We start from the raw sequence: 24269 nt of genomic DNA on the forward strand, positions 1-24269 counted from the left end.
AGACCTGAATGCAGGTGCACAAGTACGACGTGGTGATCGTCGGCGCCGGCGGCGCGGGCATGCGCGCGGCCATCGAGGCCGGTCAGCGCGCGCACACCGCCGTCCTCACCAAGATCTACCCCACGCGTTCCCACACCGGCGCGGCCCAGGGCGGCATGTGCGCGGCCCTCGCCAACGTCGAGGAGGACAACTGGGAGTGGCACACGTTCGACACCGTCAAGGGCGGCGACTACCTGGTGGACCAGGACGCCGCGGAGGTCATGGCCAAGGAGGCCATCGACGCGGTGCTGGACCTCGAGAAGATGGGCCTGCCCTTCAACCGCACCCCCGAGGGCAAGATCGACCAGCGCCGCTTCGGCGGCCACACCCGTGACCACGGCAAGGCGCCCGTGCGCCGCGCCTGCTACGCCGCGGACCGCACCGGCCACATGATCCTCCAGACGCTGTACCAGAACTGCGTCAAGCACAACGTGGAGTTCTTCAACGAGTTCTACGTGCTCGACCTGCTGCTGGTGGAGGAGGACGCCGTGCGCGAGGACGGCACCGCCTACAAGCAGAAGCGCACCGCCGGCGTCGTCTCCTACGAGCTGGCCACCGGCGAGATCCACGTCTTCCAGGCCAAGTCGGTCATCTTCGCCACCGGCGGCGCCGGCAAGGTGTACAAGACCACCTCGAACGCCCACACCCTCACCGGCGACGGCATGGCCATCGCCTACCGCGCGGGCCTGCCGCTCGAGGACATGGAGTTCGTGCAGTTCCACCCGACCGGCCTGGCCGGCCTGGGCATCCTGCTCTCCGAGGCCGCACGCGGCGAGGGCGGCATCCTCCGCAACGCGGACGGCGAGCGCTTCATGGAGCGCTACGCCCCCACCATCAAGGACCTCGCCCCGCGCGACATCGTGGCCCGGTCCATGGCCGAGGAGGTCCGTCAGGGCCGCGGCGCCGGCCCCAACAAGGACTACGTGCTGCTCGACCTGACGCACCTGGAGCCCTCGCACATCGACGAGAAGCTCCCGGACATCACCGAGTTCGCCCGCACGTACCTGGGCGTCGAGCCCTACACGGAGCCGGTGCCGGTGTTCCCCACCTGCCACTACTTCATGGGCGGCATCCCCACGAACATCCAGGCCGAGGTCCTCCAGGACAACGACACCGTCGTGCCGGGCCTGTACGCCGCCGGCGAGGTGGCCTGCGTGTCCGTGCACGGGTCCAACCGCCTGGGCACCAACTCGTTGCTGGACATCAACGTGTTCGGCCGCCGCGCCGGCATCTACGCCGCCGAGTACGCCGCGCAGGCGGACTGGGTGGAGCTGCCCGAGGGCGGCGAGCTGCCGACCGTGGAGCACATCGAGAACCTGCGCTCCGCCACCGGCTCCGAGCGCGTCGCGGACATCCGCGCCGAGCTCCAGGAGTCCATGGACGCGGACATGCAGGTCTTCCGCGACGAGGACTCGATCCGCCGCGCCCTGGCCAAGATCGAGGAGCTGCGCGGGCGCTACGAGAACGTGTCCGTCCAGGACAAGGGCCACCGCTTCAACCTCGACCTGCTCGAGGGCATGGAGCTGGGCTACCTCCTGGACATCGCCGAGGCGATGACCCTCGCGGCCCTGGGCCGCAAGGAGTCCCGCGGAGGCCACTACCGCGAGGACTACCCCGACCGCGACGACGAGAACTTCATGGCGCACACCATGATCTACCGTGACGAGACCGCGGAGATGGAGGGCGTCAAGGGCATCCGCTTCGAGACCAAGCCCGTCGTCGTGACCCGTTACCAGCCGATGGAGCGTAAGTACTGATGAGCCACTCAGCAACCGAGACCGAGGCCCCCGTGGCCCAGGCGCAGACCCAGTCCGCCGGCGGCGGCGCAGGCGAGGTCGAGAGCTTCGACATCGTGCTCAAGGTCCGCCGCTACCTCCCGGAGTCCTCCGAGGAGTCCTACTGGGACGAGTGGCGCCTGACCATGTACGGCACCGACCGCGTGCTGGACGCCCTGCACAAGGTCAAGTGGGACCATGACGGCACCCTGTCGTTCCGCCGCTCCTGCGCCCACGGCGTGTGCGGCTCCGACGCCATGCGCATCAACGGCCGCAACCGGCTGGCCTGCAAGACGCTCCTGAAGGACCTCGACCTGTCCAAGCCCATCCTGGTGGAGCCCATCAAGGGCCTGCCGGTGGAGAAGGACCTGATCGTGGACATGGACCCGTTCTTCCAGTCCTACCGCGAGATCATGCCGTTCCTGGTCGCCGAGGGCCACGCGCCCACCAAGGAGCGCTACCAGTCCCAAGCCGACCGGGCGATCTACGACGACACCACCAAGTGCATCCTGTGCGCCGCGTGCACCTCGTCCTGCCCGGTGTTCTGGACGGACGGCCAGTACTTCGGCCCGGCCGCCATCGTCAACGCGCACCGGTTCATCTTCGACTCGCGTGACGAGGCCGGTGACATGCGCCTGGAGATCCTGAACGACAAGGAGGGCGTGTGGCGCTGCCGCACCACCTTCAACTGCACCGACGCGTGCCCCCGCGGCATCCAGGTGACCAAGGCGATCGCCGAGGTGAAGCAGGCCATCCTGGCCCGCCAGTTCTGATCCCCCGCACCACGACGGCAGCCCGTCTCCTCACCTCGAGGAGGCGGGCCGCCGTCGTCGTGGGTGGCGCCCCTCCCGCCGAGGCCCGCAGACGCGCCGTCACCGGCCCGGCGTAGCGGCGTGTCTGCGGGCCTCGGCGTGGGGACGGGGGCGGGACCGGAGGTGGAGGCGGTGCGAGCTCAGCCGTCGAAGGCGGCGCGCGTCTCCCGCCGGTGCGCCACACGCAGCCACACCGCGCTGGACACGAGCATCCCGACGACGGCCCCCAGCACGACCGGGCCCCCTCCCCCGGCCTGCACCATCCGCCCGCCGTCGACCATCCAGAAGGCCGCCGTGAGCATCCCCAGCACCACGAACACGCTCCCCACGGGGCGCACCGCCCGGATCCGACGCGTGATGCCGGCCAGGAGCACCAGGGTCAGGACGACCACCGCCGCGGCGGCCACCGGCCACGCCCCCGCCGGGGTGAGGAACGCGGCGACGTCGGCGTCGGTGACCTCGCTCGCGCCCCAGGAGCGCGCCTCCAGCACGGCACGGGCGTAGCCGGGCGCCGACTGCAGCGCAAGCACGCCCCCCACGCCGGCCGCGCTCAGTGCGCCCGTGACGGCCGTGACGGTCTGGAACAGGCGCAGGGGACGCAGGGCCGCGCGATCGGGGGCGGGGTCGCGGTCCGTGGCGTCGTGGGGATCGTCGGCGAGGGGGTGCATGCCCCCATCATGCCCGGCGGCGCAGGAAGGTCGTCGCGAGGCCCGGGTTGAAGGCGCACACGAGCCAGGCCGCATTCACGAGCGCGAACAGCCCGCCCAGGACCAGGGGCAGCACGACGTCCCCGGCGGGGAAGACGAACAGGCGGATGGTCCCCAGCAGGGTCACGAAGATGGCGATCGAGGCGAACAGGGCGCCCATAATGCGCGCCGTGTTGCTGTGCCGGGTCAGGCCGACGAGGACGATCGCGTAGACCGCCAGGCCCAGCAGGGTCGAGAACCAGACGCTGCCGGTGAGGGCGCCCTCGATCGCCTCGGCGGTCATCGCGGGCGACTGCGCGCTGCCCTCCGGCAGCGAGTCCGCGATGTCCTGGGCCGCGCCCGGGAGGAGGTTGCGCAGGATCGACGCGGCGTAGAGGACCGCGGATGCCACCGTCAGCCCGAGCAGCGCCCGGAACACGCCGGGGGTACGGGCGTCGGGGCGGATCAGCGGGCGGGCGTCCGGACCGGAGTGCCCGGCGATGCGCCGCCGCGCCTCATCCGGGCCCACTTCGGGCCGCCCGCCGCCGTCCAGGTCGTCGGGGTGGGGGGACACGGGATGCGGGGGTCGATGATCGGAGGCCATGTCGCCATGGTCTCCGCTGGCCGACGCCGGGGCGAGGGCTGGCGACCCCGGACTCGCCGCCGGCGAACGGCGTCGGGATCAGGCGCGGCGGCCCTGACGGGTGTAGGCCGCGACCTGCGGGTTGAAGGCCTTGACCAGCCACAGGATGTTCACGATCACCAGCGCCAGGCTCAGCACGGAGGCCAGGACGCCGCCGATGCCGGGGAAGGTCACGAAGGAGAAGATGCCGCCGACGGCGCTGAGGGTGCCCAGGATCGCCAAGACGATGCCGAGGATGCGGGCCCAGTTCTTGGCCCCGCGGAGGTTGAAGTACACCAGGGCGTACAGGGCCACGCCGATGAGCAGGACGATGATCGAGCCCACCGTCACGGAGGCGCCCACAACGGGTGCGATCTCCTCCACCTGCTCCGGGGTGAGGCCACTCTGGCGCAGGGAGTCCCGCATGCGTTCGATGCTCTCCTCGCCGCCGAACAGGCCCGGCAGGGCGGACAGCACGTACAGCGCGAGCGACGTGAGCGTCAGCGTCAGGAGGGCGGGGAACGTGGTCGGCTCCGGGACGACGCCGTACGGGCTGCCCGGCTGGGCGCCGTAGCCCGGGGCCGCGTAGGGCTGCGTGCCGTAGCGGGAGCCCGCGGCGGGCTGGCCCGGGTTCGGGGACGGGTTCGGGTCCTGGTGCGGTCGATCGGTGGTCATGATGTGCTCCTCGGTGTCGTGGGTGACGGTGGTGGTGACGGGCGCGGCGGCAGCATCACTCGTGGCGCAGGGCCTCGATGGGATCCTTCCGGGCCGCACGCAGGGCGGGCAAGGTGCCGGCGATGAACGCGATGGCCACGATCAGCAGCAGGATCAGCAGCAGGGCGAGGGGGTTGACCGCGAACAGGACCAGACCGGTGACGCCGCTGAGGGGGCCGGTGGTCAGCAGCTGGTTCGCGATGAGGCCGACGGCGACGCCCAGACCGATGCCGATCAGCGAGCCGAGCAGGCCGATCACGACGGCCTCCATGGTGAACAGGCCGAAGATCTTCCCGCCGGTCATGCCGAGTGCCTTCATGAGGCCGATCTCCCGGGTGCGCTCCTGCACCGCCATGAGCAGGGTGTTGATGATGCCGAAGCTGGCGGCGAGCAGGGCGATGAGCGCGAAGCCGGTGAGCACCCACGTGACGGCGTCGATGACGCCGCGGATCACGCCGAGCTGCTCCTCGAGGGTCTGCGCCAGCAGGCCCTGGTCGGCCAGCGCCTGCTTCACGGCGTCCTCGTTCGCCTCCGGGTCCTCGACGATCGCCGTGGCCTGGAAGTAGGTGTCCCGCTGGGACTCCGGCAGGCCCTCCGTCGTGATGTCGTAGATCGCCTGCTCGAGCGACTTCGACGGCGTCGGGGCGGTGCCCGCACCGGACGCGGCCGCCTCCGTCACACCGACCACGGTGGCCTTCACCGACTTCTGCTCCTGCAGCGGGGTCGCCGCCACGACGGTCAGCTCCGTGCCGATCAGGTCCTCGGCGTCGCCGGCGCCCAGGTCCGCCACCCACGACTCGGGCATGACGATCTCCTCGGCGCCGGCCTCGGGGGCACGGCCGGCGGAGAAGGTGAGCATGTCGATCTCACCGGAGCTGCCCATGAAGCCGGTCTGCCACTTGCGGTCGTCCGGGCCCTGGATGTACTCCGGCTCGGCCACGCGATAGGTCTTCACCTCGGTGACGTGCTCGGTGTCCTCGATCGCGGCGAGGTCCTCCTGCGTGAGCAGCGGCATGCCGAACATCTCGCCGCCGGCGGCGTCCTGCTCCGTGTACTCCTGGGGCGAACCGCTCGCCGCGCCGGACGAGGACATGTCCTGCTGCTTCATCACGGTCAGCTCGCCGGGCTTGCCGAAGCCCTCGACCACGTTGTCCACGTACTTGTTGATGCCCGCGCCGAGCCCCGTGGTGAGGGTCAGCGTGAATGCGCCGATCACGATCGCGACGACGGTGAGGAAGGTGCGCAGCTTGGAGCGCATCGTGTTGGCGAGCGCCGTGCCCGCGACGTCGGTGACCTTCATGCCCGTGCTCCGTCCCGCTCGGTGCCGACGCGCTCGTCGGCGATGACCACGCCGTCCTGCAGCTCGACGCGACGGTCGCACTTCGCGGCCAGGTCGTCGTCGTGCGTGACCACCACGAGGGTGATGCCCTCGTCGCGGTGCAGGCCGAAGAGGATGTCCTCCACGGCCGCCGAGGTGGCGGAGTCCAGGTTGCCCGTGGGCTCGTCCGCGAACAGCACCGTCGGGTTGTTCACGAGCGCGCGGGCGATGCACACGCGCTGCTTCTGACCGCCGGAGAGGTCCGTGGCCTTGTTCTTCGCCTTGTCCGCGAGCTCGAGCCGCTCGAGCACCGCCATGCCGCGGCGGGCGCGCTCGGCCCGGCCCACGCCGGCGATCTTCAGCGGCAGCACGGTGTTCTCCAGGACCGTCTGGTTCGGGTTCAGGAAGAACTGCTGGAACACGAAGCCGAACCGCTCGTTGCGCAGCTGCGAGATCTCTGCGGCCTTGAGCTGGGAGACGGGACGGCCGTCCATCGCGACGACGCCGGCGGAGGGCTGGTCCAGCAGCGCCAGCAGGTGCATCAGGGTGGACTTGCCGGAGCCGGACTTGCCGACGACGGCCAGGGACTCGCCGCGCTGGATCTGCAGGGTGATGCCCTTCAGCGCGTCGAAGCGGGACGCCCCGCGACCGTAGACCTTGACGAGGTTCTCCGTCTCCAGGACGGGTTCGGCGCCGGGCGGGACCTCGGCGACGGCGGGGATGGGGACAGCGGTGGACATGGCTCCGGCACTCCTCTGTCGGTGGGGCTCGCCCCCGCTGCGGCAGGAGCGGAGGCAGTGCCTCCATCCTGACAGCCGCGCACGCGCCGCCGCCTCCACCTCGAGTCGGAGAACACGACGGCCCGCGTCCCCCGCAGGTCGGGGGCGCGGGCCATCGTCGGGAGGCCGCGGGGCCGGTGCGGCCCGGCTCAGCGCAGCGGCGGCAGGAAGCCGACCTTGGCGTAAACGTCCTCGAGCACGGGCGTGGCCACGGCGCGGGCCTTCTCGGCTCCGGAGGCGAGGATGCGGTCCAGCTCAGCGGGGTCGGCGAGCAGCTCGAGGGCGCGCTCGCGCACGGGGGCCAGGCGCTCGACGACAGCGTCCGCCACCGCGACCTTGAGGTGCCCATACATCTTGCCGACGAACTCCTCCTCGAGCTGCGGGATCGGCGTGCCGGAGACCGCGGAGAGGATGGTCAGCAGGTTGGAGACGCCGGGCTTGAGCTCACGGTCGAAGCGCACCTCGGTGCCGTCGTCGGTGACCGCGGACTTGATCTTCTTGGCGGTCTTCTTCGGCTCCTCGAGGATGTTGATGAGCCCGTTCGGGGACGCCGCGGACTTGGACATCTTCGACGTGGGGTCCTGCAGGTCGTAGATGCGCGCGCCGGTCTCCGGGTAGAAGCCGGTCGGGACCACGAACGTCTCGCCGTAGCGGTGGTTGAAGCGCTGGGCGAGGTCGCGGGTGAGCTCCACGTGCTGGCGCTGGTCGTCGCCCACGGGCACGCCATGCGGCTGGTAGAGCAGGATGTCCGCGGCCATGAGCATGGGGTACGCGAGCAGGCCGACCCCGGCCGCGTCCGCGCCCTGCTTGGCGGACTTGTCCTTGAACTGGGTCATGCGCATGGCCTCGCCCATGCCGGTCATGCAGGTCAGCACCCACGCCAACTGCGCGTGCTCGGGCACCTGGGACTGGACGAACAGCGTGGAGCGCTCGGGGTCGATGCCGCCGGCGATGAACTGCGCGGCGGCCACCCGCGTGCGCTCCGCGAGCGCGGCCGGGTCCTGCGGCACGGTGATGGCGTGCAGGTCGGGGATGAAGAAGAACGCCTCGAAGTCGGCCTGGGTGCGCTCCCAGTTCACGAGGGCGCCGAGGTAGTTGCCCAGGTGGAGGGAGTCCGCCGAGGGCTGCATGCCGGAGAGCACGCGGTGCCGGGCGGACGCGCCGGCCAGGTGGGCGGTGGCGGCGGCGTCCTGGGCCAGCACGTCCTGCACGGAGTTCTTCTTCATGGTCATCTCAGCCTCGGGTCTCTCCTGCACGGTCAGAACTGGTAGTCGACCACGAGCGGGGCATGGTCGGAGAAGCGGGTCCCCCAGCTGGGGGCGCGGTCCACGACGGCGGTCGTCGCCCGCTCGGCCAGGCCCGCGGTCGCCATGTGGTAGTCGATGCGCCACCCGGCGTCGTTGTCGAAGGCCTTGCCGCGCATGGACCACCACGTGTACGGGCCCGGCACCGGCCCGGCGAGGGCGCGGTGCACGTCCGTGAAGCCGAGCTCGCCGAAGAACCGGTCGAAGTAGGCGCGCTCCTCGGGCAGGAAGCCGGCCTTCTTCACGTTGCCCTTCCAGTTCTTGATGTCCAGCTCGGTGTGGCCCACGTTGAGGTCGCCCGTGACGAGGGCATGCCCCTCCCCCGCGGCCAGCTCGGAGAGGCGGCGGACCATCTCGTCGAGGAACCGGTACTTGTCCACCTGCTTCGGGGTGTCGACCTCGCCCGAGTGCACGTACGCGGAGACCACGGTCAGCGGCGAGCCGTCCGGCAGGCGCAGGTCGGCCTCGATCCAGCGGCCGGCGTCGTCGAAGTACCCGTCGGCGTCGGCGATGCCCGTGCGGACCTCGCCGAGCGGGAACCGCGAGGCGATCGCGACGCCGGCCCGCCCCTTGGCGGCGGCCACGGCGTCCGCCAGGTGCACCTCGTCCCAGTCCTCGCCCACGATCTCGCGGACCAGCTGCGCCGTGACGTCCGCGGGGGCGCGCACCTCCTGGAGGGTGAGCACGTCCACGCCGCGGCCGGCGAACCACTCCCGCATGCCCTTGCGGTGCGAGGCGCGGATGCCGTTGACGTTCACGGTGGCCACGCGCACGGCGCCGTCGGCCTTGGGCGCCCCGGCGTGGGCGTGCACCACGGGCTCGCCCTCGGCGGGCTCGGGGTACTTCCCGGTGACGGGGTCCTTCTCGGGCAGCGCCGTCATCAGCCGATCACCGTCCCGCTCACCGGGCCCTCGGCGCCGCCGGTCCGGGACTCCTTGATCATGTCGCGGGCGTTGGAGGCCGTGATGTCGATGGTCTCCAGGGCGCGGTCCACCATCTCGCGGTCCATGCCCTCGCCTGCGGCGAGCTGCTCGCGCACCACGCGCACCTGCACCTGGGCGATCTTGAACGAGTGGTCCAGCTTGGTGTCCCGCAGGGGGTCCGCGGCCGGCGCCTGCGGGGCCACCGCGGGGGCGGCGGCGTCGGTGTCCCGGCCGCGCAGGGCGGCGACGTCGGCGCGGGCGTTCTGCATGGCGGTGTCCACCTTGCGGCCCGCGGCCTGGACGCCGCGGCGCATCTGCAGGTACACGACCACCGCGAACACGAGCCAGCCGGCGGCGACGGCGACCACGAGCCACCCGATCACGTCGTTCTGGTTCGCGGCGAAGATGATCGCCACGATCAGGATGACGATCATCGCGACGAAGCCGAGCGATCCCACGCGCAGGCCGGCGCGGGGGCCGCGGCGCGCGCCGTCGGGACCGGGGGTCAGGGACTGGGACATGGGTGCTCCTCCGGAGGGGCTCGTGGGGTCTGCCCTCCATCATCCCGCATCGTGGGGTGCGCTCCGAATCGGGCGTCCCGCGTCGGTGCCTATCCTGAGGCGATGACCCCCCGCCCCCCGCGCCCCGCCGACCCCGCGTCCGGGGCCTTCACCCCTGACCAGCGCCGCATCCTCACCGCGCTGCTCATGCCGCTCTTCCTCGCTCTGATGAGCGTGTCCGTGGTGAACGTGGCGCTGCCGGCCATCGAGTCGGGCCTGGACGCCACGAGCGCGGATCTGCAGTGGGTGCTGGCGGGGTACACGCTGACGTTCGGCACCGTGCTCGTGGCCGCGGGCCGCGCCGGCGACCTGTGGGGCCGCAAGAGCCTGTTCCTGGCGGGCATCACGCTGTACATGCTCGGCTCCCTGCTCTCCGGCCTGGCCGGGGACACCCTGCTGCTCAACGCGGGGCGCCTGCTCACGGGCCTGGGCGCGGGTGTGTTCAACCCCCAGGTCATCGGGTTCATCCAGTCGAACTTCCACGGCCGCGCCCGCGGGCGGGCCTACGGGCTCTTCGGCACCGTGGTGGGCCTCGGCGTGGCCGTGGGACCCCTGCTCGGCGGGCTGTTCCTCGGCGCGTTCGGCCCCGAGTGGGGCTGGCGCTCCACGTTCCTCATGAACGTGCCCGTGGGCCTGGCCGCCGTCGCGATGGGCGCCCTCTGGCTGCCGCCGCCCACCCGCGTGCACGGCCTGCCCGCCGCCCCCGGACCGCGCGGGATCGCCGCGCTCGACCCGGTGGGCGCCCTGCTGCTCGGCGCCGGCGGGGTGAGCCTCATGGTGCCGTTCATCGTCCCGGGCACCGCCTGGCTGCTGGTGCTCGCCGCCGCGCTCGTGACGGCGTGGTGGCTCTGGGAGAAGCGCGTGAAGGCCCGGGCGTCGGCCACCGGCGTGCAGCCCATGGTGGACCCGGCCCTGTTCCGGCGGCCGTCCTTCACGATCGGCGCGCTCGAGTCCACCATCTACCTGGCCACGATGCCGGCGGTGTTCGCGATCGTGGCGATCTTCCTGCAGCGCGGCATGGGGTTCACGCCGCTCGAGGCCGGACTCGTGGGCCTGCCCGGCGCCGTCGTCGTGGCCTCCCTGTCCCCGTGGGTGGGCTCGATGGTGCAGCGGCGCGGGCCCGTGCTCGTGCTGCTCGGCGCCCTCGTGGGCCTCGTGTCGCTGGGGGTGCTCGCGCTCGCGTTCGAGCGCAGCGCGGCCGGCGCGTGGTCGCCGTGGATCGTGGGGGTGGGGCTGATCGTGCAGTCGGCCTCGCAGGCCCTGCTGCTCACCAGCACGCAGGTGCTGATGATGGACGACGTCGCCGGCCACGAGGCGGGGGCGGCTGGCGGCGTCGCCCAGACGGCGCAGCGCCTCGGCACCGCCCTGGGCCTGTCCGTGGTGACGGGCGCGTTCTTCGCGGCCCTGGCCGGCGCCGCAGCCCAGAGCGCCGGGCCGCCGTCGGCCGCGGCGTACGCACACGCGGCCTCGACCGCCATGGGCATGGTGGCCGTGTGCTGGGCGCTCACCGCCGCGGTCGCGGCCCTGGACGTGGTCCGGCGGCGCCGCGCGGTGCGCGCGGCCTGACCGGCCCGCGGGGGCCTCAGCGCAGGAACAGTGCGCCGAGCCGGCGGGCGGCGAGCCACACCCCGACGCCGGCCATCACCACGAAGTAGAGGACGTGGCCGGCGGTCGCCCAGCTCAGCACGCCCACCGCGAGCGCACGCATCATTTCCACGGCGTGCCACAGCGGGAACACGCGGATCACCCACTGGATCGGCTCCGGGTAGACCGCGAGCGGGAAGAACGTGGCCGAGAACAGGAACATGGGCATCAGCACGATCTGGATCCAGTCCATGTGCTGGAACGTCTTCATCCAGCTCGTCACCGCCATGCCGAGGGAGGCGAAGCCCAGCGCCACGAGCAGGGCGCCGGGGATCATGAGCAGCGCCGTCCACGAGGTGACGAGCCCGGCCACGGTCATGACGATCAGGAAGCCGACCGCGTAGATCAGCCCGCGAAGCAGCGCCATCGCGATCTCCCCGAGGGCCACGTCCAGCGGGCCCAGCCGCGTGGAGAGCATGGTCTGGTACGTCTTCGCGTAGCGCAGCTTGAAGAACACGTTCCACGTGGAGTCGTAGATGGCGCCGTTCATCGCCGAGACCGCCAGCAGTGCGGGGGCGAGGTACATGCCGTACGGGACGGGGGTGCCGTCCGGGCCGGCCACGTCGCCGACCAGCGCGCCGAGCCCCAGGCCCATGGAGGCCAGGTAGAGCACGGGCTCGAAGAACCCGGAGAAGAACACCACCCAGTTGTTGGACTTCAGGGACAGGAACGCCCGCTCCATCACCGCGCGCACGTTGCCCGAGTACGCGCCGGCCAGCGGGCCGCGGCGCACGGGGATCTCGGGCATGGGCGGCACGGCGGCGGCGTGTTCCCGCACCACCGACGACGACGGCGCGGCCGGGCCCGCCTGCGCGGCGGCGGGCGTGACGTCGGCGCGGGCGGCCCCGGTGCGCGCGGCACGGCGGCCCAGGCGCGGGGCACGGTCCCGGCGGGCGGCCGTGACGGCGTCGCGGTCCGGGGTGCCGCGGACCCAGCCGAGGCGGCGCGTGTAGATCCGCACCGCGAGCCAGGCCCCGCCGAGCGCGAGGGCCAGCAGGAACGCCACGTGCACCACGGTGAGCCAGGCCGGCTCGACCATCCCGTAGGAGAGCACGCGGCCGAGCTGGGCGGCATGCCACTGCGGGGAGAGCCAGCCGATCCAGCGCAGCCACACCGGCAGCGCCTCGAGCGGGTAGAAGGTGGCGGAGAACAGGAACAGGGGCATGACCACGAGCCGCTGCAGGGTGGCGAACTGGCCCTTGTCCTCCTTCAGGGAGGCCGCGAACGCCATGATCGGCGCGCCGACGGCGAGCCCGCCGAGCGTGGCGGTGAGGACCTGCACCCACGCCCACGGGCTCGAGACCACGCCGAACGCCAGCATCACCAGCAGGAACACGGCGGCCTGGAACACGAACCGCAGGCTCACGGCCGCGAGGTGGCCCAGGGCGATCTGCGCCGGAGACAGCGGAGTGGCCTGCGCCGCGTAGTACGTGCGCTGCCACTGGAACCCGCCCATCACCGGGTAGGAGAACTCGACGGACGCGGTCATCAGCGCGCCCGAGGCCAGCAGCGCCGGGGCGATGAACGCGACGTAGGAGACCCCGCCCAGGGCGTCCTGCGGCATCCCCCCGCCCATGAGCTGGGCCAGGCCCAGGCCCATGGCCAGCAGGTAGAGCACGGGCTCGCCGAGCGCCCCGACGAGCAGCACCGCGCCGTAGCGACGCATGTTCCGCAGCTGGTGTTCGGCGTAGAGCAGGACGCCGCGGCGCCTCACACGCTCCGCGGACGCCGCCGCGGTGACCGGCGGGCGCAGTGGCTGGGCGGGCGAGGCGGGGCCGGGGGTCGTCGTCGTGGTGGGGGACGGCACGGGTCAGTCCACCAGGGTGCGGCCGGTGAGGATGAGGAACACGTCCTCGAGGCTCGCGCGGCGGGTCAGCGTGGTGGCGGGGGCGGGCAGGGCGCCCTCGTCGACGAGGCGCTGCACGACGTCGTGCAGGTCGTCCGCGCGTCGGGCGTAGACGAGGACGCGGTCCGGGAGGACCTCGACGCGGTGCACGACGCCGTCACCCGCGTGGGCCTGGACGGTGCGGGCCGCGGCCTCGTTGCGGTCCGCGCCGAAGCGCGCCTCGAGGACCTCACGGGAGGCGTGCTCGCGGATGAGCTCGGCGGGGGTGCCGGCGGCCATGATCTCGCCGCCGTCGACCACGACGAGCCGATCGCACAGCTGCTCCGCCTCGTCCATGTGGTGCGTGGTCAGCAGCAGCGTGGTGCCGCGTTCCTTGAGCCGGTAGAGGCGGTCCCACAGGATGTGGCGGGCCTGCGGGTCCAGGCCCGTGGTGGGCTCGTCGAGGAGGAAGAGGGCCGGCTCGTTGACCAGGGCGCGGGCGATCACGAGCCGCCGCTTCATGCCGCCGGAGAGGTCGGTGACCTTGGCGTCCGCCTTCTCGGTGAGCTGGGCGAAGGCCAGCAGCTCCTCGGCCTTGGGCCGCAGGTACGAGTAGGGCAGACCGAAGTAGCGGCCGTAGATCAGGATGTTCTCCCGGGCGGTGAGCTCCTCGTCCAGGTTGTCCTGCTGGGGCACCACGCCCAGGCGCGCACGGACGGCCGGCCCGTCCTCCTCCGGGTCGATGCCCAGGATGGTCAGCTCGCCCGCGGTGCGCTGCGAGGTGCCCGCGAGCATGCGCATGGTGGTGGACTTGCCCGCGCCGTTGGGACCGAGCAGGCCGAAGCACTCACCGGGGCGCACGTCCAGGTCGATGCCCCTCACGGCGTGGAACTCGCCGTACTGCTTGCGCAGCCCACGGGCACGGATGACGGAGGCGTCGCCGGGGGACGCGTGCAGAGTGGTGTGACTCACAAGGCGACAGCATAGGCGCACCACCCGCCCGGACGCGTGCCGCCCCCTCGGCGACGAACCCTGCGATTCGCAGGGTTCGTCGCGGGACGGGGAGAGGTCAGGCTCCGGCGCACTCCCCCGGCGTCAGATCACGCCGTAGCGCTCCATGAGGTCGCCCACCTGGGTCTTCTCCAGGCGGCGGGAGAGCCAGCCGGGCACCGGCAGTCGCTTGCCGTCCCGCATGATGGCGGTGGCCTTCAGCAGCTCTCGCACGTCGTACACCGAGCCCCAGACCTCGGGCACGCCCCGCTCGACGTCCAGCAGCTGGTAGACCGCCTCCATCGCCGTGCGCACGGAGTACTCGGTGGTGAAGATGGTGTCCCGCACGGTCTCCGCGAACTGGCCGAGGAAGGCGAAGTTCGTGACGTGCTCCGGGACCACCTGCGGGCGGTCCCCCTTGGTGCGGGGCATGAAGAACGCGGTGACGAAGGGCAGCGCGCAGGGCCGGGTGATGCAGGAGTTCTTCGCGAGCTCGGGGATCTGATCCTCCGGGACGCCCAGGTGGTACAGCCACTCCTGGCAGATCTCCTCACCCGTGCACTCGCGCATGGGCTTGGGGATGAAGTCGCCGGGGGTGTCGATCATCAGGCCGTAGAACCAGATGGTCAGCTCGTTGGGGCGCTGCTCCTTGAAGTGGGGCTGGCGGTTGATCGTCCAGGACTGCAGCCAGGCCGAGTCGCGGGCCGTGACGATGCCGCCGGTGACCACGCGGCCGGAGTGGGGGTCCCGCTGGCAGATGCGCTCGATGTAGGGCGTGATGCGGTCGTCGAGCGTGGTGATCGTGGCCGACTCCCAGGCCGTCTCGTGCTCCGCGTGGACGTTGGGGGCGTGGATGAACTTGTCCGGCCGCCCGAAGTCGGGGTCCTGACGGGCGATGTTCTTCCACAGCTGCCAGCCGTCGCCCGGCTTGACCTCGTAGTCCCACGTCGGCGCGGTGGTGTTGTCGCCCCAGCTGGAGTTGGTCACGAGGGAGCCGTTGGTGACGAACACCAGGGTGTCCTCGTCGACGTCGACGCCGCCCTCCTGGCCGCCGCGCAGCCACTCGATGCGGCGGGCCGTCTTGCGCTGCGCGGTGATGTCGAAGACCACGTTGGTGACGCGGGTGTCGAACTGCACCTGCACGCCCTGGTCCTGGAGCCAGCGCATGAGCGGCTGGACGAGGGACTCGTACTGGTTGTACTTGGTGAACTTCAGGGCGGAGAAGTCCGGCAGGCCGCCGATGTGGTGAATGAAGCGCTGGACGTAGAGCTTCATCTCGAGGGCGGAGTGCCACTCCTCGAAGGCGAACATCGTGCGCCAGTAGAGCCAGAAGTTGGAGGCGAGGAAGCTCTTGCCCATCACCTCGTTGATGCGCTTGTCGTACAGGTCCTCCTCACGCGCCATGACGAGGTCCAGCAGGTCCTTCTGAGCCTTCACGTCCAGGGTGAACTTGCCGTCGGTGTGCCCGTCCTGGCCGCGGTCCTGGGTGGCCCGCATGAGGGAGTAGTTCGGGTCGTCCTTGTTGAGCCAGTAGAACTCGTCCAAGACGGAGGCACCCTCCACCTCAAGGGAGGGGACGGAGCGGAACAGGTCCCACAGGCACTCGAAGTGGTTCTCCATCTCGCGGCCGCCGCGGATCAGGAAGCCGTCGCGATGCGGGTCCGGAATGCCGTCCAGAGCGCCGCCCGCGATGTCGCTCGCCTCGAGGATGGTGATGTTCTCGCCGGGCATCTGGCCGTCGCGGACGAGGAAGCCCGCCGCGGCCAGGGAGGCCAGGCCGGCACCCACCAGGTAGGCCTTCTTCTTCTCCACGCCCTCCGGCTTGCGGGGGCGGGCGAACGCCTCGTAGTTGCCGCTGCTGTAGTACATGCGATTCCTCCTGGGTCGGATCCTCTCCCCCCCCCCCCCCCCTGCATCGCAATGTACACCCGTGCGGCCGGGGCCCTGTTGCCCCGGCCACACCGCGGATCTCAGGCTCCGACCCGCTCCCCGGCCCAGTCCTCGCCGTCGGCGGCGCGCTCGGCGGCCTCGACGACGTTCGCCAGCAGCATAACGCGGGTCATCGGCCCGACGCCGCCCGGGTTCGGCGCCATCCAGGCCGCCTTCTCCTTCACGGCCGGGTCCACATCGCCCAGGACGCGGGACTTCCCGTCCTCCCCGGTCACGCGGGAGACGCCCACGTCCAGGACGATCACGCCCTCCTTGACCTGCTCCGGTTTCACCATGTGGGCGGAGCCGGCGGCGGCGATCACGACGTCGGCGCTCGCCAGCAGCTCGTCGAGGTTCGTGGTGCCGGTGTGGGCCAGGGTCACGGTGGCGTTGACCTCGCGGCGGGTGAGCACGAGGCCGGCAGGCCGGCCGATGGTCACGCCGCGGCCGATCACGAGCACGTGCTTGCCGGCCAGCTCCACACCGTGGTGGCGCAGCAGCTCGACGCAGCCGGCCGGGGTGCACGGCAGCGGCGAGTCCAGCTCGCCGCCGACCGAGGCCACGAGCCGCCCCAGGTTCATGGGGTGCAGGCCGTCCGCGTCCTTGTCCGGGTCGATGGCCTCGAGCACCTTCTGGGTGTCCACGTGCTTCGGCAGCGGCAGCTGGACGATGTAGCCCGTGCAGGCCGGGTCCTCGTTCAGCTCTCGCACGACGTCGAGGATCTGCTCCTGTGTCGCGTCCGCGGGCAGCTCACGCTGGATGGACTCGATGCCCACCTCGGCGCAGTCGCGGTGCTTGCCCGCCACGTACTTCTGCGAGCCGGCATCCTCACCCACGAGCAGGGTGCCGAGGCCGGGGGTGTACCCACGCTCGGCGAGGGCGGCCACGCGGCCGCGCAGCTCCTCCTTGATCGCGGCGGCGGTGGCCTTGCCGTCCAGGACCTTCGCGGTCATCGGCGGCTCACCAGCCCTCGAGGCCGTCGTACAGCGGGAAGTCCTCGGTGAGCTTCACGACGCGGGCGCGCAGCGCCTCCACGTCCGGGCTCGGCTTGAGGGCCTCGGCGATGACGTCGGACACCTCGCGGAACTCGGCCTCGCCGAAGCCGCGGGAGGCCAGCGCGGGGGTGCCGATGCGCAGGCCGGAGGTGGTCATCGGCGGACGCGGGTCCCACGGCACCGAGTTGCGGTTCACCGTGATGCCGACCTCGTGCAGGATGTCCTCGCCCTGCCTGCCGTCCAGCTGGGACTCGCGCAGGTCCACCAGGACCAGGTGCACGTCCGTGCCGCCGGTGAGCACCGAGATGCCGTGCTCGGCCATGTCCGGGGCGGTCAGGCGCTCGGCCAGGATCTGCGCGCCGGCCAGGGTGCGCTCCTGCTTCTCCTTGAAGTCCGCGGAGCCGGCGATCTTGAAGGCCACGGCCTTGCCCGCGATCGCGTGCATCAGCGGGCCGCCCTGCTGGCCCGGGAACACGGCGGAGTCGATCTTCTTCTTCAGCTCCTCGGTGGAGAGGATGAAGCCCGAACGGGGGCCGGCGAGGGTCTTGTGCACGGTGGAGGAGACGACGTCGGCGTGCGGCACCGGGTTCGGGTGCAGGCCGGCGGCCACGAGGCCGGCGAAGTGGGCCATGTCCACCCAGAGCCTGGCACCGACCTCGTCCGCGATCGAGCGGAAGGCGGCGAAGTCGAGCTGACGGGGGTAGGCGGACCAGCCGGCCACGATCACCTTGGGACGGGCCTCGAGGGCCTTCTCGCGCACCTTGTCCATGTCGATGCGGTGGGTGTCCGGCTCCACCTCGTACGCGGCGATGCTGTAGTTCTTGCCGGAGAAGTTCAGCTTCATGCCGTGCGTCAGGTGGCCGCCGTGCGCCAGGGACAGGCCCATCATCGTGTCCCCGTGGTCCAGCAGCGAGGTCATCACGGCCACGTTGGCCTGGGCGCCGGCGTGCGGCTGGACGTTGGCGTGCTCGGCGCCGAACAGGTCCTTGGCGCGCTGGATGGCCAGGTTCTCGGCCACGTCCACGAACTCGCAGCCGCCGTAGTAGCGGCGGCCCGGGTAACCCTCCGCGTACTTGTTGGTCAGCACCGAGCCCTGCGTCTCGAGGATGGCGCGCGGCACGAAGTTCTCCGAGGCGATCATCTCGAGCGTGCCCCGCTGGCGGCCGAGCTCGTCCGCGAGCGCCGCGGCGATCTCCGGGTCCACCTCGGCGAGGGGCTGGGTGTTGATGTCGGGCGTCTGCGTCACGGGGGTTCCCTTCGAACGGGGGTCTGTGCGGCCGGAAGGCTCCGGTGCCCTCCATCCTAGTGACCGGGCGCCGTCGTCGGGCCTGCGCGACGGCGACCCGCGGCCCCGTCGGCCGACCCCGGCACCCGGTTCTTTTGACTGATTCAGAAATATGCCAAGATCGGGGATGACGCCGCCCACCGCGCCGATCGGTGCGCGGCCGACGTCGATCGACGAAGGAGAGTTCCATGACGGAGTACCAGAAGACGACCCCGCACGCGACCGGTTCCACCCGCCAGAACGGCGCCCCGGCCGTCAGCGACCGCCAGTCCCTGACCGTGGGCAGCGAGGGGCCCATCGTCCTGCACGACACCCACCTGCTGGAGACCCACCAGCACTTCAACCGCATGAACATCCCGGAGCGCCGCCCGCACGCCAAGGGCTCCGGCGCCTTCGGCGAGTTCGAGGTGACCGAGGACGTGTCGAAGTACACCAAGGCCCTCGTGTTCCAGCCCGGCACGAAGACCGAGACCCTCCTGCGCTTCTCCACCGTGGCCGGCGAGCTCGGCTCCCCGGACACCTGGCGCGACGTGCGCGGCTTCGCACTGCGCTTCTACAGCGAGGAGGGCAACTACGACATCGTCGGCAACAACACCCCGATCTTCTTCCTGCGCGACCCGATGAAGTTCACCCACTTCATCCGCTCGCAGAAGCGTCTGCCGGACTCCGGCCTGCGCGATGCCACCATGCAGTGGGACTTCTGGACCAACAACCCCGAGTCGGCGCACCAGGTGACCTACCTGATGGGCCCGCGCGGCCTGCCCCGCACCTGGCGTGAGATGAACGGCTACGGCTCCCACACCTACCTGTGGGTCAACGCCCAGGGCGAGAAGCACTGGGTGAAGTACCACTTCATCTCCCAGCAGGGCGTGCACGGCCTCTCGAACGACGAGGCCACCAAGATCGCCGGCGAGAACGCCGACTTCCACCGCCAGGACCTGTTCGAGTCCATCGCCAAGGGCGACCACCCCAAGTGGGACCTCTACATCCAGGCGATCCCCTACGAGGAGGGCAAGACCTACCGGTTCAACCCCTTCGACCTGACGAAGACGATCTCCCAGAAGGACTACCCGCGCATCAAGGTCGGCACGCTGACCCTGAACCGCAACCCGGAGAACCACTTCGCGCAGATCGAGTCCGCCGCGTTCAGCCCGAGCAACACCGTGCCGGGCATCGGCCTCTCCCCGGACCGCATGCTCCTGGGCCGCGCCTTCGCGTACCACGACGCCCAGCTGTACCGCGTGGGCGCCCACGTGAACCAGCTGCCGGTGAACCGTCCCAAGAACGCGGTGCACAACTACGCCTTCGACGGCCAGATGTGGTACGACCACACCGGCGACCGCTCCACCTACGCGCCGAACTCCAACGGCGACTCCTGGTCGGACGAGACCGGCCCGGTGGACGACGGCTGGGAGGCCGACGGCACCCTGACCCGCGAGGCCCAGGCCCTGCGCGCGGACGACGACGACTTCGGTCAGGCCGGCACCCTCGTCCGCGAGGTCTTCTCGGCCCAGGAGCGCGAGGACCTCGTGGAGACCGTGGCCGGCGCGCTGAAGGGCGTCCGCCAGGACGTCCAGGCCCGCGCCTTCGAGTACTGGAAGAACGTGGACGCCACGATCGGCCAGCGCATCGAGGACGAGGTCAAGCGCCACGAGGGCGACGGCATCCCGGGCGTCGAGGCCGGCGGCGAGGCCCGCATCTGACGGCTCCTTCCCCCGGCGGGCGCCCGCGCGGGCTCCGCTGAACGCGCGGCGGCCGCTCCCTCACACGAGGGGGCGGCCGCCGTCGTCGTGGGGCGAATGCCCAGGTCAGCGCTTGCCCCAGCGGCGCTCCTGCGCCTGGGCCAGCTTGTCCTTGATCACCTTCACGGCCTTGTCCTTGGCGGGCACGGCCACGTTGTCCCGCAGCGGGACGGCGACCTTGTCACGCACGGTCTCGAACGCGGAGGCCGCCACGGCGCCGGCCTGGGCCAGCTTCGACTCGCCCTCGGCGTCCGAGCCTCGGGTCTCGTCGCGGTCCGCCCGCAGGTCCGGGAGGGCGGCGCCCTCGGTGTCGTCCTCGGCGGGCTCCTCATCCGTGGGGGCGGAGGAGGTGGAGGTGTCCGGGGCCACGGTCGTGGGCGTCGACGACGTCGGCGCGGCGGTCCCGGCAGTCCCAGCAGTCCCGGCGGTCCCAGCGGCTGCCGCCGACTGGGCGGCGCGGGCCTCACGGCGGGTCGCCGGGGTGGCGTCCTCCGCACGTCCGGACGGGGCCGCGGTCGGATCCAGCTCCGGGGCGCCGCCCAGGGGCGTGGCCGGCGTGGTGCCGGCGTGGGTCTCCGGGGCCTCGGCCCGTCGGGTGGCCGGGGCGGTCTCGAGGGCCGGGCGCTCGGCCGCGGGCTCGACCGCCGCCGGCTGCGCGGCGTCCGCGCGGTGGTCCTCGGTGCGCGCCGGCTCGCGGCCCGCCTCGGCCACGCGCCCGGGCACGCCGGGCGTGCCGTCGATGCGCAGGGATCCGGCGGCCGAGCGCTCAGCGCCGTCGGCGTCATTCTGCTGGGCCTGGTCCGACTCGGCGGCCACGACGGTGACCGAGCCGTGCGCCGTGGTGGCGACCGTGTGCGTCTCGAGGTGCTCGCCCTGCGGGACGGGGATGGCGTCCGTGGCGAACTCCTTGGTGGGGGTGTGCTCGGCGGCGACTTCGTCGGCGGGGACGGTCCCGTGCACGTGCTCGGGAGCCGGGGTGAGGTGGCTCCTGTGCTGCGGGGCCGCGGCGGCCGGTGCCGCCGGGGCGGTCGTCTCGGTCACCGGGGACGGGGAGGCCGGGGTCGCCGGGACGTCGGCCGCGGGCGTCTGCTCGTCCAGGGTGACGCCGGAGCCGCCGGCCACACCGGCCGCGCCCAGGCCCACGGTGTCCGCCTCGCGCGCCGTGCTCGGCGCCGCCGCGGCGGGGCGCAGCGTTCCCCGGGTGGTCGGAGCCGCGGCATCGCGACGGTGGGTCTCAGCGGTGGCCTCGGTGCTCGGGGCGCCCTGCTGGTCCACGCTCACCCCCGCACCGCCGGCCACGCCGGCGACGGACTCGTCGGTCTCGCGGTCCGCCGCTGCGGTGTCGAACGCAGCCAGACCCCCGGCGGGCTTCACCGCGGCTGCGGGGCGCGCGTCCTCCTCGGCCGCCACCTCGTCCAGGCGGGAGAGGCGGGTCGGGGCCGCGGGGGCGGCCGCCTGCTCACCCGCGGTGTCCGCGGTGACGCCCCGGCGCTCGAGCCGGGTCTCGGCGGCCTCGGCCTCGGCCTCACGACGACGGCGGGAGGCGATCACCGAGAGGATGATCAGGATCAGCAGCACGACGATGATCGCCGCGATGATCCAGTAGAGGGTGAACTGTGCCATGGGGTGCTCCTCGGTCGTCTGGGGCGACCGGCCGGGCCGGGCGCCGCGTCTTGCTTCCCGCGCCGCCGCGCGGCGGGGAACCTGATCTTGAGGATGACACGGGGCCCGGCCCCCCGACCAGGGATCAGCCCCGTCATCCCGCGGTTCCGTGCGGCCGGCACCGCCTACCATCGACGCCATGGACACGGCAGCCCTCTCCCCCAGCCCCTCCCCCGCCTCCGGCGCGGAGCACGCCCACGTGCTCACGCTGGCCTGCACGAACCGCAAGGGCATCGTGCACGCCGTGACGGGCGCCCTGCTGGGCGTGGAGGCGGACATCACCGAGTCGCAGCAGTACGGCTCCCCGGACACCGGCGACTTCTTCATGCGCGTGGAGTTCGTGACCCCGGCCGTGCGGGAGGACATCGAGCAGGCGCTCGCGCCGGTGCGCGAGGAGTTCGGCATGCGCATGGGCCTGTGGGACGCGGCGCACCGCATGCGCACCCTCGTGATGTGCTCCAAGGACGGGCACACCCTCAACGACCTGCTCTTCCAGCAGCGCGCCGGCACCCTGCCCATCGAGATCCCCGTGGTGGTCTCGAACCACCTGGACCTGCAGCCGCTCGCCTCCTTCTACGGCGTGCCCTTCATCCACGTGCCCGTCTCCAAGGACCCCTCGAGCCGGGACTCCAAGGAGGCCGCGGAGGACCGGCTGCGCGACCTGATCGCCCAGTTCGACATCGAGCTGGTGGTGCTGGCCCGCTACATGCAGATCCTCTCGGACGAGCTGTGCCGGGACCTGGCCGGGATGGCCATCAACATCCACCACTCGTTCCTGCCCTCCTTCAAGGGCGCCCGCCCCTACCACCAGGCGCACGAACGCGGCGTGAAGCTCATCGGCGCCACCGCCCACTACGTGACCGCCGACCTGGACGAGGGCCCGATCATCGCGCAGTCCGTGCAGCCGGTGACCCACGCCCAGACCGCCGCCGACTTCGTGGCCCGCGGCCGCGACGTCGAGGGCTCCACGCTCGCGCAGGCCGTGCGCTGGCACGCCCAGCACCGCGTCCTCGCGGACGGCCGGCGGACCGTCGTCTTCAGCTGAGCCCGGGACGACGGCGCCACGCGGCGCCGTCGTCCTCCACACCTAGGCTGGTGGCATGGCCCACATCGTCACCGTCGCGGGTGCCACCCCGCGCATCCACGAGTCCGTCTTCCTCGCCCCGACCGCCGCGATCACCGGCGACGTCGAGATGGCCGAGCGCTCCTCCGCCTTCTACGGCGCCTCCGCCCGCGGCGACTCCGCCCCCATCCGCGTCGGGGCGGGCACCAACCTGCAGGACAACGTGGTGCTGCACGCGGACGAGGGCTTCCCGTGCACCCTCGGCGCCGGCGTCTCCGTGGGCCACTCGGCCGTGGTGCACGGGGCCACCGTGGAGGACGACTGCCTGATCGGCATGTCCGCCACGGTGATGAACGGCGCGGTCATCGGCGCCGGTTCGCTCGTGGCCGCCGGCGCCCTGGTGCTCGAGGGCACGAAGGTCCCGGCCGGCTCGCTCGTGGCGGGCGTCCCGGCGAAGGTCCGCCGCCCCCTCACGGACGAGGAGCGGGAGGGCCTGAAGAAGAACGCGGCCACCTACCTGCGGCTCTCCGCCGCGCACCGGGACGCCGTCGCCGGCTGAACTCGGCCCGGAGGATGTGGGACGGTGGGCACCATGCCCACCACTTCCACTCTCCCCCGCACCCGACCCGACGACGTCCCCGAGCGCCTGCTCATCCTCCCCGCGGCGCAGGACGTCGCCGACACCCCCTACGCCCACGCCCGGCGGCTGGCCGAGCAGGCCGTGGCCGACGTCGGCGGCACCGCCGTGGCCGAGGGCGACCCCTCCGCCACGGCCCTGCTGATGGTCCGCCCGATCCCGGTCGACACGCTCGCCGCGGCCCTGGCCGCCCACCCCCACGTGAGCTGGGTGCAGCTCCCGTTCGCCGGGATCGAGCCGTTCGTCCCCCTCGTGCGCAGCCACCCGGACATCGTGTGGACGTCCGCCAAGGGGACGTACGCGCCGCCGGTGGCCGAACACGCGCTGCTGCTCACCCTGGCCCTGCTGCGGGACCTGCCCGCGCGCGTCCGCGCCACCACGTGGGGCCCCTCCTCCGGCCGCACCCTGAACGGCCTGAACGCCGTGGTCGTGGGCGGCGGCGGGATCGCACAGGAGTACATCCGCCTGCTCAAGACCTGGGACGTGCACGTCACCGCGGTCCGCCGACGCGCGGGCGACGTACCCGGCGCGGACCGCACCGTCACGACCGACCGCCTCGACGAGGTCCTGCCCGGTGCGCAGGTCGTGATGATCGCCGCGGCCGCCACGGACGAGACCCGCGGCCTGTTCGACGCCGACCGCCTCGCCCTCCTGGACGAGGACGCCGTGCTCGTGAACATCGCCCGCGGGACGCTGGTGGACACGGACGCCGTCGTCGAGGCCCTCGCGGCGGGCCGGCTGCACGGCTACGGCACGGACGTCACCGACCCCGAGCCGCTGCCGGAGGGCCACCCGCTCTGGACGGAGGAGCGTGCGCTCATCACGCCGCACACGGCGGACACCCCGGAGATGTGCGTCCCGCTGCTCCACGCGCGGGTCGAGCGGAACCTGCGGGCCCGCGCGGCCGGGACGGAGCTGGAGGGCCTGGTGGACGCCGAGGGCGGGTACTGACCCGCCCCCGGCGT

The 24269-nt window shown here is 72.1% G+C and carries 21 protein-coding genes; 7 read left to right on the forward strand and 14 right to left on the reverse strand.

The genetic code is table 11. From position 1 onward, the window contains the following. Positions 1 to 8 precede the first annotated feature (8 nt). Both sdhA and AC0VX4_RS08775 read left to right on the forward strand, forming a co-directional pair. Positions 9 to 1796: a succinate dehydrogenase flavoprotein subunit gene (gene sdhA, locus AC0VX4_RS08770; RefSeq protein WP_078025778.1), complete on the forward strand. Its 1788-nt coding sequence runs from the start codon at positions 9 to 11 to the stop codon at positions 1794 to 1796. After that, positions 1796 to 2587 (forward strand): succinate dehydrogenase iron-sulfur subunit, encoded by a 792-nt coding sequence (locus AC0VX4_RS08775; RefSeq protein WP_036381948.1) that lies wholly within the window; start codon positions 1796 to 1798, stop codon positions 2585 to 2587. Before sdhA ends, AC0VX4_RS08775 begins: the two co-directional genes overlap by 1 nt. A gap of 179 nt (positions 2588 to 2766) precedes the next feature. Here the strand turns inward: AC0VX4_RS08775 and AC0VX4_RS08780 are convergent, their stop codons facing one another. The 8 genes from AC0VX4_RS08780 to AC0VX4_RS08815 form a co-directional block, all read right to left on the reverse strand. Then, entirely contained in the window at positions 2767 to 3294 is a 528-nt protein-coding gene (locus tag AC0VX4_RS08780; protein ID WP_095695385.1) for a hypothetical protein, read from the reverse strand. 7 nt (positions 3295 to 3301) lie between these two features. After that, entirely contained in the window at positions 3302 to 3916 is a 615-nt protein-coding gene (locus AC0VX4_RS08785; RefSeq protein ID WP_179288602.1) for a hypothetical protein, read from the reverse strand. A 78-nt stretch (positions 3917 to 3994) separates the two neighbouring features. After that, a complete protein-coding gene (locus AC0VX4_RS08790) occupies positions 3995 to 4609 on the reverse strand; it encodes a hypothetical protein (protein WP_475464264.1) in 615 nt (204 codons plus the stop codon). A 55-nt stretch (positions 4610 to 4664) separates the two neighbouring features. After that, a complete protein-coding gene (locus tag AC0VX4_RS08795) occupies positions 4665 to 5948 on the reverse strand; it encodes an ABC transporter permease (protein WP_475464265.1) in 1284 nt (427 codons plus the stop codon). Then, on the reverse strand, positions 5945 to 6706 hold the full coding sequence (locus tag AC0VX4_RS08800; RefSeq protein ID WP_138976777.1) for an ABC transporter ATP-binding protein: 762 nt from the start codon (positions 6704 to 6706) through the stop codon (positions 5945 to 5947). Before AC0VX4_RS08800 ends, AC0VX4_RS08795 begins: the two co-directional genes overlap by 4 nt. Before the next feature lie 188 nt (positions 6707 to 6894). Then, complete coding sequence (gene trpS, locus AC0VX4_RS08805; RefSeq protein ID WP_144825423.1) at positions 6895 to 7977, reverse strand: tryptophan--tRNA ligase; 1083 nt, start codon at positions 7975 to 7977, stop codon at positions 6895 to 6897. Positions 7978 to 8003: 26 nt separating this feature from the next. Further along, on the reverse strand, positions 8004 to 8930 hold the full coding sequence (locus AC0VX4_RS08810) for an exodeoxyribonuclease III (protein WP_060973412.1): 927 nt from the start codon (positions 8928 to 8930) through the stop codon (positions 8004 to 8006). Then, on the reverse strand, positions 8930 to 9493 hold the full coding sequence (locus tag AC0VX4_RS08815) for a hypothetical protein (protein WP_475464266.1): 564 nt from the start codon (positions 9491 to 9493) through the stop codon (positions 8930 to 8932). The genes AC0VX4_RS08810 and AC0VX4_RS08815 overlap by 1 nt, the downstream gene beginning before the upstream one ends. Before the next feature lie 102 nt (positions 9494 to 9595). On the opposite strand from AC0VX4_RS08815, the gene AC0VX4_RS08820 reads away from it, so the two are divergent. Further along, positions 9596 to 11098, forward strand: coding sequence for an MFS transporter (locus AC0VX4_RS08820; protein ID WP_227449108.1), 1503 nt, complete (start codon positions 9596 to 9598; stop codon positions 11096 to 11098). A gap of 16 nt (positions 11099 to 11114) precedes the next feature. Here AC0VX4_RS08820 and AC0VX4_RS08825 read toward each other — a convergent pair whose 3' ends face one another. The 5 genes from AC0VX4_RS08825 to glyA form a co-directional block, all read right to left on the reverse strand. Further along, positions 11115 to 12983, reverse strand: coding sequence for an ABC transporter permease (locus tag AC0VX4_RS08825; RefSeq protein ID WP_319799879.1), 1869 nt, complete (start codon positions 12981 to 12983; stop codon positions 11115 to 11117). A 3-nt stretch (positions 12984 to 12986) separates the two neighbouring features. Then, entirely contained in the window at positions 12987 to 13973 is a 987-nt protein-coding gene (locus AC0VX4_RS08830) for an ABC transporter ATP-binding protein (RefSeq protein WP_227449109.1), read from the reverse strand. Between the two features lie 123 nt (positions 13974 to 14096). Further along, positions 14097 to 15860 carry an oleate hydratase gene (locus AC0VX4_RS08835; RefSeq protein ID WP_002856600.1) on the reverse strand — a complete coding sequence of 588 codons (1764 nt, stop codon included), beginning with the start codon at positions 15858 to 15860 and terminating at the stop codon, positions 14097 to 14099. Between the two features lie 101 nt (positions 15861 to 15961). Then, positions 15962 to 16873: a bifunctional methylenetetrahydrofolate dehydrogenase/methenyltetrahydrofolate cyclohydrolase gene (locus AC0VX4_RS08840; protein ID WP_475464267.1), complete on the reverse strand. Its 912-nt coding sequence runs from the start codon at positions 16871 to 16873 to the stop codon at positions 15962 to 15964. A 7-nt stretch (positions 16874 to 16880) separates the two neighbouring features. Further along, a complete protein-coding gene (glyA, locus tag AC0VX4_RS08845; protein ID WP_010079361.1) occupies positions 16881 to 18161 on the reverse strand; it encodes a serine hydroxymethyltransferase in 1281 nt (426 codons plus the stop codon). Positions 18162 to 18388: 227 nt separating this feature from the next. On the opposite strand from glyA, the gene AC0VX4_RS08850 reads away from it, so the two are divergent. Next, on the forward strand, positions 18389 to 19903 hold the full coding sequence (locus AC0VX4_RS08850) for a catalase (RefSeq protein WP_475464268.1): 1515 nt from the start codon (positions 18389 to 18391) through the stop codon (positions 19901 to 19903). 105 nt (positions 19904 to 20008) lie between these two features. Here AC0VX4_RS08850 and AC0VX4_RS08855 read toward each other — a convergent pair whose 3' ends face one another. After that, positions 20009 to 21565 carry a DNA polymerase III subunit gamma/tau domain-containing protein gene (locus AC0VX4_RS08855; protein ID WP_475464269.1) on the reverse strand — a complete coding sequence of 519 codons (1557 nt, stop codon included), beginning with the start codon at positions 21563 to 21565 and terminating at the stop codon, positions 20009 to 20011. A 178-nt stretch (positions 21566 to 21743) separates the two neighbouring features. Here AC0VX4_RS08855 and AC0VX4_RS08860 point away from each other — a divergent pair, with 178 nt between their 5' ends. Genes AC0VX4_RS08860 through AC0VX4_RS08870 form a run of 3 tightly spaced genes read left to right on the forward strand, consistent with a single transcriptional unit; the run spans position 21744 to position 24255 of the window. Then, positions 21744 to 22649, forward strand: coding sequence for a formyltetrahydrofolate deformylase (locus tag AC0VX4_RS08860; RefSeq protein ID WP_145032089.1), 906 nt, complete (start codon positions 21744 to 21746; stop codon positions 22647 to 22649). A 55-nt stretch (positions 22650 to 22704) separates the two neighbouring features. Continuing rightward, positions 22705 to 23226, forward strand: a complete 522-nt coding sequence (locus AC0VX4_RS08865; RefSeq protein ID WP_475464270.1) for a gamma carbonic anhydrase family protein — start codon at positions 22705 to 22707, stop codon at positions 23224 to 23226. Between the two features lie 33 nt (positions 23227 to 23259). Beyond that, on the forward strand, positions 23260 to 24255 hold the full coding sequence (locus tag AC0VX4_RS08870; RefSeq protein WP_475464271.1) for a D-isomer specific 2-hydroxyacid dehydrogenase family protein: 996 nt from the start codon (positions 23260 to 23262) through the stop codon (positions 24253 to 24255). Positions 24256 to 24269 lie beyond the last annotated feature (14 nt).

Source organism: Micrococcus sp. 63XJN7_8_ISO-PGPR-S23-253, from assembly GCF_056173425.1.

Bases quoted from the DNA above. Each gene is read 5' to 3' on its own strand.
- sdhA (WP_078025778.1), top strand. From the start codon at position 9: ATGCAGGTGCACAAGTACGACGTGGTGATCGTCGGCGCCGGCGGCGCG.
- AC0VX4_RS08775 (WP_036381948.1), top strand. From the start codon at position 1,796: ATGAGCCACTCAGCAACCGAGACCGAGGCCCCCGTGGCCCAGGCGCAG.
- AC0VX4_RS08780 (WP_095695385.1), bottom strand. From the start codon at position 3,294: ATGCACCCCCTCGCCGACGATCCCCACGACGCCACGGACCGCGACCCC.
- AC0VX4_RS08785 (WP_179288602.1), bottom strand. From the start codon at position 3,916: ATGGCCTCCGATCATCGACCCCCGCATCCCGTGTCCCCCCACCCCGAC.
- AC0VX4_RS08790 (WP_475464264.1), bottom strand. From the start codon at position 4,609: ATGACCACCGATCGACCGCACCAGGACCCGAACCCGTCCCCGAACCCG.
- AC0VX4_RS08795 (WP_475464265.1), bottom strand. From the start codon at position 5,948: ATGAAGGTCACCGACGTCGCGGGCACGGCGCTCGCCAACACGATGCGC.
- AC0VX4_RS08800 (WP_138976777.1), bottom strand. From the start codon at position 6,706: ATGTCCACCGCTGTCCCCATCCCCGCCGTCGCCGAGGTCCCGCCCGGC.
- trpS (WP_144825423.1), bottom strand. From the start codon at position 7,977: ATGACCATGAAGAAGAACTCCGTGCAGGACGTGCTGGCCCAGGACGCC.
- AC0VX4_RS08810 (WP_060973412.1), bottom strand. From the start codon at position 8,930: ATGACGGCGCTGCCCGAGAAGGACCCCGTCACCGGGAAGTACCCCGAG.
- AC0VX4_RS08815 (WP_475464266.1), bottom strand. From the start codon at position 9,493: ATGTCCCAGTCCCTGACCCCCGGTCCCGACGGCGCGCGCCGCGGCCCC.
- AC0VX4_RS08820 (WP_227449108.1), top strand. From the start codon at position 9,596: ATGACCCCCCGCCCCCCGCGCCCCGCCGACCCCGCGTCCGGGGCCTTC.
- AC0VX4_RS08835 (WP_002856600.1), bottom strand. From the start codon at position 15,860: ATGTACTACAGCAGCGGCAACTACGAGGCGTTCGCCCGCCCCCGCAAG.
- AC0VX4_RS08840 (WP_475464267.1), bottom strand. From the start codon at position 16,873: ATGACCGCGAAGGTCCTGGACGGCAAGGCCACCGCCGCCGCGATCAAG.
- AC0VX4_RS08850 (WP_475464268.1), top strand. From the start codon at position 18,389: ATGACGGAGTACCAGAAGACGACCCCGCACGCGACCGGTTCCACCCGC.
- AC0VX4_RS08855 (WP_475464269.1), bottom strand. From the start codon at position 21,565: ATGGCACAGTTCACCCTCTACTGGATCATCGCGGCGATCATCGTCGTG.
- AC0VX4_RS08860 (WP_145032089.1), top strand. From the start codon at position 21,744: ATGGACACGGCAGCCCTCTCCCCCAGCCCCTCCCCCGCCTCCGGCGCG.
- AC0VX4_RS08865 (WP_475464270.1), top strand. From the start codon at position 22,705: ATGGCCCACATCGTCACCGTCGCGGGTGCCACCCCGCGCATCCACGAG.
- AC0VX4_RS08870 (WP_475464271.1), top strand. From the start codon at position 23,260: ATGCCCACCACTTCCACTCTCCCCCGCACCCGACCCGACGACGTCCCC.